The organism is Vallitalea guaymasensis (genome assembly GCF_018141425.1).
GTDB lineage: Bacteria > Bacillota > Clostridia > Lachnospirales > Vallitaleaceae > Vallitalea > Vallitalea guaymasensis.
Map to the genome: position 1 here is coordinate 5,361,330 of NZ_CP058561.1, position 14,139 is coordinate 5,375,468.

At 27.8% G+C, this 14,139-nt stretch carries 8 protein-coding genes and 1 tRNA gene; 2 read left to right on the plus strand and 7 right to left on the minus strand.

Annotated elements, in window-relative coordinates:
- Window positions 1-2: 2 nt before the first annotated feature.
- From HYG85_RS23205 to HYG85_RS23230, 6 genes are all read right to left on the minus strand, one after another.
- A complete protein-coding gene (locus HYG85_RS23205) occupies window positions 3-2,063 on the minus strand; it encodes a cell division protein FtsA (protein WP_212691619.1) in 2,061 nt (686 codons plus the stop codon).
- A gap of 210 nt (window positions 2,064-2,273) precedes the next feature.
- A complete protein-coding gene (locus HYG85_RS23210; RefSeq protein ID WP_212691620.1) occupies window positions 2,274-3,866 on the minus strand; it encodes a peptide ABC transporter substrate-binding protein in 1,593 nt (530 codons plus the stop codon).
- Window positions 3,867-3,884: 18 nt separating this feature from the next.
- Window positions 3,885-4,472, minus strand: a complete 588-nt coding sequence (coaE, locus tag HYG85_RS23215; protein WP_212691621.1) for a dephospho-CoA kinase — start codon at window positions 4,470-4,472, stop codon at window positions 3,885-3,887.
- Between the two features lie 93 nt (window positions 4,473-4,565).
- Window positions 4,566-7,235: a DNA polymerase I gene (gene polA / locus HYG85_RS23220; RefSeq protein WP_212691622.1), complete on the minus strand. Its 2,670-nt coding sequence runs from the start codon at window positions 7,233-7,235 to the stop codon at window positions 4,566-4,568.
- Window positions 7,236-7,408: 173 nt separating this feature from the next.
- Entirely contained in the window at window positions 7,409-8,821 is a 1,413-nt protein-coding gene (locus HYG85_RS23225; protein WP_212691623.1) for an anti-sigma factor family protein, read from the minus strand.
- A gap of 23 nt (window positions 8,822-8,844) precedes the next feature.
- Window positions 8,845-9,444, minus strand: coding sequence for an RNA polymerase sigma factor (locus tag HYG85_RS23230; protein WP_244971252.1), 600 nt, complete (start codon window positions 9,442-9,444; stop codon window positions 8,845-8,847).
- A gap of 263 nt (window positions 9,445-9,707) precedes the next feature.
- Between HYG85_RS23230 and HYG85_RS23235 the strand changes: the two genes are divergently transcribed.
- Together HYG85_RS23235 and HYG85_RS23240 are read left to right on the plus strand one after the other, a co-directional pair.
- Window positions 9,708-9,790, plus strand: a tRNA-Leu gene (locus HYG85_RS23235).
- Window positions 9,791-9,915: 125 nt separating this feature from the next.
- Complete coding sequence (locus HYG85_RS23240; protein WP_212691624.1) at window positions 9,916-10,746, plus strand: hypothetical protein; 831 nt, start codon at window positions 9,916-9,918, stop codon at window positions 10,744-10,746.
- A gap of 50 nt (window positions 10,747-10,796) precedes the next feature.
- Here the strand turns inward: HYG85_RS23240 and HYG85_RS23245 are convergent, their stop codons facing one another.
- Window positions 10,797-13,982: a hypothetical protein gene (locus HYG85_RS23245; RefSeq protein ID WP_212691625.1), complete on the minus strand. Its 3,186-nt coding sequence runs from the start codon at window positions 13,980-13,982 to the stop codon at window positions 10,797-10,799.
- Window positions 13,983-14,139 lie beyond the last annotated feature (157 nt).

The window sequence follows — 14,139 nt, forward strand, 5'->3', positions numbered from 1 at the left end:
CCTCACTTGTCCCAATATATATCAATTTTATCTCCTATACCTATCTTTTCCATGTAAGATGCGTTTTTCCCATTTATCAAACATACAATTTTGCCCTGTGGATTTTTCAAATCAAAATCAATGTAATTAAAAATATCAACAAATATGTAGGATTTTTTCCCATCCAATAATATCTCATCGCCATTTACATAAACTTTTATTTGTAAAGCATTGTCCACTTCCACTTTTTCTTCTTGTGTAATAGCTGCCTCATTCATAGAAGCACTATTATTACTTATATCATCATCCGTATCCTTTACTTGTTCTTCTTCAATTTTAATAGTTATTCTGTCATTTTTATTCACTTTGTATTGAAAAGACTTGATGTCACCATTAACATAGATATCAGTATCATCTACACTTATATCCGCAATTTTTAATATGTCAGCAATAGAATAATCTGTATAGATCTTGATATCATCTTTATCAACTATACTATAATCCATATTTTTATCTGTGTTATTAACCAGAATCTTATAAGGCAAATTAAGTTTAGTATCATTGATATAAATATTATATGGTTCATATTTATCAATTATATCTATAAGCAATAACTTTGGTGTTATTCCATGTTTAGCTTCTCTAAGTATAATATTATCGTTAGCACTAATAGGATGGTTAAGACCTACCACTTTATCATTGACAAGTATAACGGCAGGTTCTCCAGTAGTACCTCTTAATTTTTTTTCTTCGCCATTTAACTTATAGTGCAGATCTTTTCCACGTCTACAAATAAGATTTTTATGATTAAATCCCTTATAGGCTACTATATCCACTAAAGTTAAATTATTATTGTTGAATATCTTCAATTTCTCACCATTCAAAGAAACATTAATAAAATCATTATTATCTTTATTAATGCCACTCAAGCATATACCAACAGGTGTTACCATTTCAGGATTTTTGGAACTTTTATTTTTGAAATATACATTATTGAGAACTTCATATCCTCTAAGAGCAACACGTTCATTTGGTAGTTCAAGTTTCTCAGATAATATATTAGTAAATTTCTTAAGCCTTCCTCCACCACCAACACAGAAAACTGCATTTGTGGTTTTTCCACCGTTAAGTTCCATTATTTTACTACTTATATTTTCAGCAAGAGAGTCCATAGTTGGTCTTATCTTGTTATAAATCTCATCAGAACTGACTTTATGTGTGATTCCCATGATATCTTTGAAAACTATTGTCTTCACCTTATTAAGCTTAAGTTTAATTTTCTCAGCAGTCTCAAAGTCAACTAAATAATCATGTACAATCTGTTCTGTGATTTCATCACCTGCCATTGGTATCATACCATATGCGATTATACTGCCTTCTTTTGTAATAGCAATATCCGATGTACCTGCCCCAATATCAACTAAAGCAATATTCAATAATCTATATTGTTCGGGAATAGCAATATTTATGGCTGCAATTGGTTCTAATGTAAGACTTGATATTTTTAGATTGCATTTATCAATAACTGAATACAGACTATCTACAACTTCCTGAGGTAAAAATGTTGCAAGTAGATCTACCCCTATTTTATTACCTTTATGCCCTTCCAAATTTGAGAATGTATAATCATTTAAATAATATTTAATTACACTATATCCTACACAATGGTATGCATTACCTTCAATTAATTCTTTGTTTAATTTTTCGTGGGCTTTTTCCATAGCCATAAGTTCTAACAGATGGATATGGTCTTTATTTATTACTTGATTAGTTTCCATTTGTTCTTCCACATGAACTTGATAGGTCTTCAAAACTCGTCCTGCGGCAGCGATGCACACGTTTTTCAACTGAAATCCTATTTGCTTTTCCAGTTTTGATTTAACCAAGTTAACTGTTTCAGCAACTTTTTCTATATCATGTATCTGTCCATCAATCATAGCTCTTGTATTATGTAAAGCTGTATAATTACCAATTATGTTAAACTTATCGTTGTCCATGTAACCTACAATTCCTACTATACTTCTAGTTCCTATATCTAGTCCAAAAACATACTCGTTAATATGTAATATCTCTTCTGATGTCATAGCTTAAAAATCACCTCAAATGCTTATTACAGAAATTTAAAACACATATCTTTATTCTTAATTACTATTTGAATCAATCGATTGCATACATATACATAATATATAATAACACATAAATAGAAAAAATCTAGACTTTTATACTTTTTTTAACAAAAGAGGATTAGATTCTTTTTGAAAATAATCCCCTGCCATACACTAGTATTAAATTTATCATTTAGAAATATATAAATCTTTTATTCCTTTATAATTATTATAGATTGAAGGATTCAAGCTTCCTTTAACTCTATCCTTAGAAATGATTGCAGATGTTCTGAAAAACAAGCTGAAGTAAGGCAATTCATCTGCAAATAAATTTTTAAATTCATTAGTAGAACTTAATATATCATTATCGTTAATACTTCCAAAAATAGTTTCTAAAACTCTATCCATATCTGGATTATTATAAGAAATAAAATTACTACCATTTTCAATTTGAGATGAATGGAAAGCAAATGTAAAATCAGGCACTACTGATAATTTCCATTCCCCTAATAATAGGTCAAAATCTTTGTTAACTATTTTTTGGTTATATGTTACATTATCAACCAAATCAATATTTATAATGAAACCAACATTCTCTAAAGATTCTTTGATCTTATTCGCAATTCTTAGTCTAAGAGGATTCTCGCTATTAACTAATAACCTTAAACTAGGTTTTTGTTCTTCTCCATTAGCATCAGCATAACCAGCTGCAGCAATTAATTCTTTTGATTTATCAGTATCTTTCTCATAAGTAACAGATTCACTTTCATTCAGCCATGATTTTGGATGTATTGGATATTCAGTTATATAAGCATGGTCTAAGAATTCATTTTTTATGATATCTTTCCTATCAATTGCATAAGCTATAGACTTTCTGATATTCTTATCATTTAATAATGTATTATTAAAATTAAATCCTAAAAATGTATAATAATATGTTGGATACTCTGTCAAAGAAACTCCTTCGGTCTCTGCATAGTCTTGCCAATCAAATTTTGTTGGATTTATTATATCAACGATGTTTTGGTTAAAAGCATCTGAATCATTATTTTTATCCCTAGTTATTATGCCTTTTATTTTTTCTACATACACTTCACCATTATACCAATTTTCATTGGCTGTAAGATTAAGTTCTTTCATTGTAGTAAAGTCAGCAAATGCATAAGCTCCTGTACCAATTGGTCTCATACTATTATCTTCGTTTGATTTATAATGATGTTTAGGTATTATAGGAAAATTCATGGTATATAAAGAAAATGCAAATGGTTGGTCAAAATAAATTTTAAAAGTATATTGATCCACTGCAGAAGCTCTCTTATAGTTTTTAACATTATTTTTATATATTGAATCTTCAGGTGCAGCTTTTAGAGTTTCTATTGTGTAGATAACATCATCAGAATGTAATTCTTCTCCATCATGAAATAAAACATTCTTCTTTAAAGTAATAGTAATGGTAGTTCCAGAATCTGATAATTGATATGAATCCACAAGATTAGGAACCGGCTTTTCTTTATCATCTAATTCAAATAAAGAATCAAATACTAGCTTCAATACCTGATCTACAGTTCTATCAGTATTAAGTAATGGATTAAGCGTAGATGGATCTCTCATTAACAATTTTAATTCTCCACCAAATTCTGGAGTAGCTTCAACCACTTTCTCTTTTTCGTCTTGTTGATTTACTTGTGTATTTTCTATAGCATCTTTATCTGTTGTTTTAGTACACCCGCTTAATAGGGAAAAACATAATATCAATAGCATAATTAAAGATAATTTTTTCATTATTATTCCTCCTGTTGACTAGTCTAAATATTTTTTCATCTGATCATAAGTAATATCTAGTGTATTACTATTATCAATTATCACATCAGCATATTTTCTGAATTCTTCATCTGATAATTGTTTGCTAATTATATTCATAGCTGATTCAGTAGAAATGTTTCTATATTTCAACAACCTCTCAATACGAACATCAATATCACAATAGATATACCAATATTCATCTATCAAGGAATATATTTCACCTTCGCCTAAGGCAGTTATTTCTAAGACGATATAAGAATATTTATTTTCATTTTTCAATTTGTTGATAATATTCGTTATATCCTCATTTATATATGGATGAGTTATTTCTGTTAAATGCTTTAATTCTTTTTCATCAGCAAAAACTAACTTTCCTAGCTTACTTCTATTAATATTGCCATTATCATCCAAAATATGCTTTCCGAAATGATTTACAATCTTTTTATATGCTTTGCTATCTTTACTAATAACATTATGTGCAATCTCATCGGCATCAATGATATATGCGTTAAATCTATTTTTAAATAGATTAGATACTTCTGATTTGCCGCTTCCACAACCGCCGATTACTCCAATAATTTTCATTCAATCAACTCCAAGATTATACAAATTTTAATTCATGTAATCTTACTACATATTAGAAATTTTTGCAAATTAATACATAATTAGGGAAAAATATTATTTCGTATCATACCAAGTCATTCCCATATTCATATCAACTTCTAATTTTACACTTATATCAACTGCATTTTCCATTTCTTCTACTAAATATTTTTTTACTAATTCAACCTCATCCCTGTGTGCTTCTATTAATAATTCATCGTGTATTTGAAGAATTAATCTTGAACGAAGTTTTTCTGATTTTAGCTTATTGCTAATATTAATCATAGCAATTTTAATAACATCAGCGGCACTACCTTGTATAGGTGTATTCATAGCGATTCTCTCACCAAAGGCACGTTGCATGAAATTACTGGAATTAAGTTCTGGAATTGGTCTTCTCCTATTAAGCATTGTTAGGGAATACCCTCTATTCTTAGCAAACCTTATACAATTATCAAGGTATATCTTTACACTTGGGTACTTTTTAAAATATTTATCTATATATTCTTGTGCTTCTTTTCTTGTAATATGGAGATCTTGACTTAAACTAAATGCTCCTATCCCATATACAATTCCAAAGTTAACAGCTTTTGCATTACTTCTTTGCAAATTGGTTACTTCTTCAAAAGGAATATGAAAAACTTGTGATGCTGTCAATCTATGAATATCTTGATGATTGTTATAAGCTTCAATCAACGTTTCATCTTCTGATAGATGTGCTAACAAACGTAATTCTATCTGAGAATAATCCGCATCAATAAAAACATAATCCTCTCTTGGTACAAATACCTTTCTTATCTCTCTGCCAATATCCATTCGTATTGGTATGTTTTGAAGATTAGGTTCTATAGAGCTGATTCTACCTGTTGATGTAATAGTTTGTTTAAAGGTAGAATGAATTCTTGAATCCTCTTTGCCTATATAATCAAATAATCCATCTGCATAGGTAGATTTTAACTTAGTAAGTTGTCTATACTCACTAATCTTATCAATTATTGGATGCTCACCTCTCAATTTATCCAATACCTCTGCAGCAGTAGAATAACCTGTCTTGGTTTTCTTGATAATAGGCAGTTCCAATTTTTCAAATAAGATAACACCAAGTTGTTTGGGGGATTTAATATTAAATTCTTCTCCAGCTAATTCATAGATCTCACTTTCAAGCAAATCTATAATTTTGCCCAACTTGTCCGAGTATTCATGTAACAATACAGAGTCAACTTTGATACCATAAAACTCCATATCAAATAAGACATAGATTAATGGCATTTCAATATCATAAAACAATTGATGCATGTTAAGCTCATCAATCATGTCATCTATCTTTTCATAACTATGATAGATAATCGCTGCTAATAAAGAACAATAATTAGTGAACTCTTCCTCAGGTAGGTCTAAATATGAAATCTTATTTCTACCTTTCCCTAATAGCTCTTCTTCTGATTTAATAATAATCCCCAGGTATTCTTTAGCAATATCATCTATATCGTAAGTATCTTTTGTTGGATTGATAGTATAAGCTCCAACAAATGTATCAAAACATATATTTTCACATTTTATATTATACTCACTAAATATGTGAAGATCATCCTTCAATCCATGAGTAATCTTCTTAATATTTTTATTTTCAAAAATACTTTTTATGGTTTCAAGGACATATGAACTATCAAGTTCATCACTGCATTTAATAAAATATGATTCCTGTTCATTATAAGCAATACTAATACCGATAATTTTATGATTCTCAGTCACAATATAATATGCTAATGTTTTTTCATTGGAGATCTTAGGAACAAGCTTGTCTAATTCATCTTTTGTAGATATGGAATGATGGATTACCGATAGTGAGTTATTTTCATCATTACTACCTATAGAAGAATCAAATTTTTCCAATAAACGTTTGAATTCCAACTTTTTGAATATGGTATATGTCTCTTCATTAAATATGTTATCTATCTTCAAACTATCTTTTTCAAAGTCTATTTCACAATCTACACAGATAGTAGCTAATTCCTTACTTAAAATTGCAAGTTCATAATTTTCTTTTAGATTTTTTGATGCTCTAGGTGGCTTTAATTCATCAATATGATTATAAGCTTCTTCTATTGAATGATAATTAGTGATAATCTTAATTGCTGTTTTTTCACCGATTCCAGGAACCCCTGGAATATTGTCCGATGAATCACCCATTAGCCCTTTCAAATCAATAAATTCTGTAGGAGTAACTCCATAAAGAGCAATAACATCTTCATCAAAATAGTTTTCAGTTGTAGTAGTCCCTTTTTTAGTCTTTGGAATACTAATTTTAACTTTTTTAGTTGCCAACTGCAATAAATCCCTATCTCCAGATAATACAGTTGTTTCACAACCTGATTTCTCGCTCTTATTTGCTAATGTTCCAAGTACATCATCAGCTTCATAGCCTTCAACCTCATAAATATTAATATTCATGGCTCTTAATACATCTTTGATTATAGGCATTTGCATTCCTAACTCATCTGGCATACCTTTTCTATTGCCCTTATATTCTTTATATTTTTCATGTCGGAATGTAGGTGCTTTAAGATCAAATGCAATGCCGATATGTGTTGCACTTTCATCTTTGATTACTTTTAATAGTATATTTACAAAACCTAAGACAGCATTAGTATAAATACCTTCTGAATTAGATAACAAAGGTAATCCATAATAAGCTCTATTCATAATACTATTTCCATCAACTAATAGTACTTTATCTTTACTCATAATCTATTCATCCTTACTTTTATTTTGCATCCATTAAGATACATTAGTTAAATTTTAACTTATCTAGGTAAAACTTCTAGAATAATACTATAAGTTATTATAACAAATGAATACCCAATTAACAATGAATATGAATTAAAAAAGCAAAGAATAATTATCCTTTGCTTTTTTAATTATCTATTTAATTTATTTTTTTGTATTTTTATATAGATCAATGGAATAATCAGTATAATGATAATACCTATTATAATTATCCACTCAGTATTCCATTCATTGTTACTTTTATTAGATTCAGGTTCAGATTCTGTTGTAGTAATTTCTACTTGACTATCAAAGGTCACTGTAGGGCTATTATTGCTTTTTGATTCGCTAAACTCAGTATTAATTTGTTCGCCTTTATCTAATTGCTTATTATCTTTATCCATATTATTGGGTTCATCATCTATTAAATCTGCTTTATCATCTTTAGTAATACCCTGTATACCATTATCTGGCTCAATGTTTTCTTTGTATAAAGCAGGGTTCTCTGAATTTTCTTCAGACCCATTAGCACCTTCGGATACACCATCTCCATTTTCAGCAGCCTGAAATTCGAATGTATCTAAATCATCTTCAGTTGTCGTTGCTTCATCTGATTCATTTTCATTTTTAGCACCAGGTTCATTCTTAAAAGATTTGCTTCCTAACTCTTCTTTAGGAGTCGCTTCTTTATCACCATAATCTGAAGTAGGTATTTGCTTAACAGGTGTTGTTTCTTTTGTTGCTTCATCTTTTATATTTTTATCCATTTTATTGGATTTCTCATCTTTTAAATCTCCATTATCCTCTTTAGTGATACCCTGTATACCATTATCTGGCTCAATGTTTTCTTTGTATAAATCAGGCTTCTCTGATTTTTCAGACCTGTTAGCACTTTCAGATATACGCTCTCCATTTTCAGCTTCTTGAAATTCAAATGTGCCTAGATCATCTTCAGTTGCAGCTGTTTCATCTGATTTATTTTCATTTTTAGCAACAGGATCATTTTTGAAAGATTTGCTTCCAAACTCTTCTTTAGGAGCCGCTTCTTTATCATGATCTGAAGTAGCTATTTGTTTAACAGGTGCTGCTTCTTTTGTTGCTTCATCTTTTGTTGCTTCATCTTTTGTTGCTTCATCTCTTGTATCTTTATCCATACTATCTTCTTTGATGGATTCTGTGTTAACGTCATATTGTAATTTGTCATCAGTTATTCTGTTAATATTAGTTTTACCGATAAACCCAAATACTAATACAATAACAAAAACTGCTGCTACGGCTGTATAATATTTCGTAAATCTGTTAAGTCTATTTATTCTATTTTCAGCTTGTATATCAGTTAAATTTGTGCTATCTATCTTAACCATTAGATTTTTATGAAAATCTGTTGGTAGCTCTTTCTCTTCATTTATATCATTAACATTATTAATCATTGTTTGAAGAAAATCAAGTTCTTCTTTGCATTGTTCGCAACTTGCGATATGTTCTTCAAACAATTTTCTTTCTTCTTTAGATAATTGGTCGTCAATGTATAACGACATCATTTCTTGAACTTTACTACAATCCATTTTTTAGCCCTCCTTTCACTTAATTAGACGTAAGCATTTTTATTTTGTTCCTTTTTTTCTATAATTATTTTTTTTAGACTCAACCTTGCTCTGGATATACGCGATTTTACTGTTCCTATAGATATGCCTAATATATCCGCAATATCATCGTAGGAATACCCTTTTATGTCTCTTAGTATAATAATCATTTTATGTTCCTCTTTTAATTCATTTATAGATTCCCTAATAAATAAGATATTTTCATTTTTGATTACTTTCTCTTCTGGAGTCAATCCTTTATCAACAAATTGTTTATGTATCACTCCATCTTGTTGTTCCATGGATTCATCCATAGATTCAACCTTATTATTTTTTTTCTTTTTTCTATATTCATCAATACAAGTATTAACAGTAATTCTATGTATCCAAGTAGAAAAAGAAGATTTGAAATTGAACTTATCCAATGATTTATAAATTTTTATAAAAACTTCTTGTGCCATATCATTAGCATCATGTTCATTACCAAACATTTGGTAAGCAATATTATAGACTCTCTTCTCATATTTTATGATTAATTTTTCAAATGCATCTTTATCTCCTTTTTTTGCCTTTTTAATAATGGTTTTTTCCATATCATGTAGCATTTTAAGGTTGTACCTCCTCTCATTGAAACCTTTTTTCATTTGTAATGTAATCTAATGCAATCATATTGTAACATGTTTTATTGTTCTAATCATTAATATAAAATATTATTGTTACACATATTCTAACAAAAATCCTGAATATGTAAAGTTATTTTTTTCTAGGTGTTTAATATTAACAGAATTTTTAAACTTGTAATTTTTTCAAAAAACATGTTGATTTTTTCTTAAACATGTGGTAATATTTATGAGCGTCAGGTGAACAAGCGGATGTGGCGGAATGGCAGACGCAGTAGACTCAAAATCTACCGGTGGTAACATCGTGAGGGTTCGAGTCCCTCCATCCGCACTTATAAAAAACGTCAATTTATGATTATTCATTAATAGGCGTTTTTTTGTCTATACTAATATTATAACAGAAAACTTACCAATCTATCAAAGACATAAAAGATTTTTATTATGAGGAGATTAATTTTGAAGCCAATAATTAAAAAAACAATAATATGTCTAATAATCATTTTATTTATAATCAGTCCTTTTTTTCAATACATCAAAAGTATATCCGTCATGAAAATCTATAGCTATATTTGTGAAAAAGATAGCTTTATCAAAGAATTGAACATAGATATAAATATGCCAGGCGGTCTAGCTACTAGTGAAAAAGACTGGTATCCTTTTGTTATGACATTCAATGATAATGAAGGTTTTTCATCTTTTATGGATAGAAAAATGAATTTTACGGTATTATATAACTTTGGTGCTTTTGAATATCTAAATGGAGCCTCAATGTTATATAATCCTGATTCCAATTATTATGGTGCTTTTTATGGGGCCTATTTTGTACAAGAAGCAGATAGGGAAAATCATAAATTTGGATTTCTTGATAATGGAGATATCAATATAGAAGAAGCCTTGCTTCCAGGTACTTATGATATTAATGAACTAGTACTGGGAGGCTTTGGATTAAATAATCCTATTTCTGATTATAAAATAGATAGTATTAACCAAGTAGATACTTATATTGGTTATAATAATTGGTCTGTTATTGATGCTACAGTAATGACTCATGGACATAATCATAGATATAAGGAGAATTATCAAGCTTATATCCAATACGGAAAACCACCATCAAAATATTCTGGTAAGCAGGATTTTCCAGTTACTAAGTTCAAAAGCAGGATCTATATGAAATATCTCTCTGAAAAGAAATGTACAGTTTTTCTATATGCTATTGCTCCTAATATTAAGACTATAGAAAACTGTGATAAGAACTTTTTACAAAAAAGTGTTCTTAAGATTAAATAAAAGGTGCTAAGAGCTTATTTAATAGCCTAGCACCTTATTTTTAATTTTTCTTAAGCACCCCTAGGCACTCCTGAAACGACATTTAAATTAGTTTTATCAATTGTTTCTACCGATTGTTTATTACCAGTGGAGATATTATATTGAACCCATATATAATCTTCACTAGAATATGATTCTTTCCATTTATAATAAATATTATCATCATCATAATAAAGATAGATTTTACCCTCATCCTCTACATAATTATTATAATCGACAAGTTTATGATACTTCAGAGTATCATTTTCAAATATATAATACGCTAACCCGTACATAACTCCTATATCAGATATAGAATATTTTGCATTGATTTTATAATCTTTATTTCCATCTTTATAAAAATCAAAATCACCTTTATTTATAACTCCAATTCCACCTGGTCCATCATAATATACTTCTCCTATTAATTTATCATTAAGCAATCCATCACAATCTAAATTAGTAGTAGAATATACTTCATTAATGTTTGAGTCAAGGTCATAAACTAATGTAAGCACAAAATTATCATAATATATTCTATTCTTATCATCATCTATAACCATTATATTACCTTCCATAGAATCAATAAACTCAAAATTATCTTTATCCATAATGTAAAATTTATCTGGCTCCTGATAAATGATGTATTCGTCTGTATAATATATTTTTTTGACATCATTAGTTTTAGTTAACTGTTTGCTTGCTTTGTTATTAACATTATAATGATATATATTATTATCATCTATGTCTAGAAAATACACATTTTCTTTACATATACCAATATCTAGTACTGAACCAGAATAAATTATGTCTCGTTTATTATTTATAAGATTCTTTAAATATAAATTTTCATTTATCAAGTTTGAAGTATATGCAAGGTAATCTTTTGAAATATCATAATTCCTAATATTTTCATTGGATATTTTCATCAAAGTATTATTTTTTATTTTATAAAGATTATTACTTTCATATTCAAGTATATATGTTATCCCTTCTTTAGTATTATAATCTATAAGTTTTATTTTCTTATTCCCTATACTATAATTTATAAAAGGAGTTGAGTACAAGGTAATTTCATTAGGCGAAGTGTTTTCCATCTCAAAATTTAATGTAGGATAATAATATTTGTTATCAATAGCACCATTAAATTTCTTAGGTTCAATTAATCTATAAGATTTTAAAATACCATCTACAGTATCATAATAATAATTACCAACCCTTAAATAACCATTTTCTTCTCTAATGTAGGGTGAACTATCATTGTCAGGAATATTTACCTTTGTTAATTTTTGTGTATTAGCACTATATTTATATACATTATTACTAGAATATATGATAATATCATTATCACTGAAATATAATTTAAACCAGCTAATAGGTTCGCTAAAATCAGATTTTATCAATTTGTTATTCATCTTATCATAGCTGAATATTGAATTTTCATCATAAATTAGGATGATAGAATTTTCCTTATATATTTCTTCACCATTTAATCCTAATTCATTAATATTATTACAAATAATTTTTTTATTGTTATCATAACTCAAAGTGTATAAATGTATTTCATCTTTAATCAATGCTTCATTATTGGACTTATCAATATATATGCTTTTTGGTGGTAAGCTATTTATTAAAACTGAATCATAAAATTTTTCAACATTTTTATTATCCTGTAAACTATTTGTAAAAAGATATTCACCATGATTATAGAAGCAATAACAGTCGTCTCCAATTTTAAATGCTTTTAAACCATTATTACTAAGATCTATATCTTTGATTTTAGTTATTAAATTATTAATATTACGATAAAGCCCGTTTTCTAAAATGAAATATGGCGAATCAGATATAACATCAATACTTGTTTTAGTATTGAAATTAATAAATGCAAATCCATCATTTGAATTAATACCTGAAGTGTAATAAATATGGTTATCTTTATCAATATTGATTCGTTGGCTTTTTGATGGAATAATCAATGTTTTGTAATCTTCCATCTTATTCAATTCTATTTTTATGAAATAACTTTTATTATTATATTCTACCACTCCTGTTATAAAAGCTTGGGGGACATCATAAGTTTTATGAAATTTAAGATTACTAATTGTACTGAGTTTATCAATACCAAAATCAATTTCATCTAGAACAGTATAATTTCTATCACATACAACTAAACTTTTGTTTCCAGATTGATCATCGACTATGAATATATATGTATTATCTACATCTAAAATTTGTTCAAATTTATATGGAACAGCATATTGAGTATTTACATCCATATCATTAATATAAATATTTATAATCTGGCTTTCATTCTTATTCTTATAGTTAAGATACAGATGAAGACTATTATAAGCATTTTGTGTAATACCTTTATATTCTAATTTATCATCCAAATCCAATTTTGTAGCTTTTATCAATTCACATTTTTCATTTATCAGGTTAAATATGAGTTCATTTTTACTCTGTGTTATTATAATGAAATTACCATCCACCAATTTCTTAATCTCCAAGATATCTCCTTGCAATGACATTTTATATTGGTTAGTATCATAAGGTTTAAAAGAGATTAAATATGTAAAATTATTTTCTTCATACCCCAAAAAATACAAATCATCAAAATTAATTAATTTCTTTCCAACAGCATTCGTCAGATCAAAACTTAATAATCGTTCGTATAGATTGATTTCATCATCTGCATACATTGAATAGACTTTTATTCCTTCTTTTGAATTAATCCCTATATTATAATATCCAGCAAAAAATATACTTTTGTCATTGCTTATTTGTTTAGTAAAGGATATTCTGTTTTCATCACCACAAGTTTCATTGATTAGTTCAATTTTATTTTGGTCTATATTAGTGGATTTTATTATAAATCTATCCTTCTCTATAGAAATACTATCAATATTATTAACATTAGTATTAGATAGTTCATAATATCTAGTAATCCTTTTATTATCTTTAACAATGTGTTTCACATCTTGTTTATCCAACGTTATTAAATCACTATTTTCATCATTTGATTTACTATTAGTTTCCATTGTAATTTTCTTGTCAATTACTTCACTGCTCTCAACTTGTAAAGACTCTTTATCATTATTAGATTCATCTAAACTCCCCTTATTATTATCGCTACATGCTACTAGTGTTAATAATACTATAGTCAATATGATAATTATCAGTAACATACTATTATATAAATTTTTAGTTTTATACATGTTTCCGCAACCTCCTCATATACGTTATAATACTCCATTAGTAATTATAAATTTCATCTACAAGGAAGTCAATAAATTATATTTTTTGTATTACAAAATTGCATATATGTCTAATTTGTTGTATAATAAAATATATAGACAATGTTCATTAAAATTC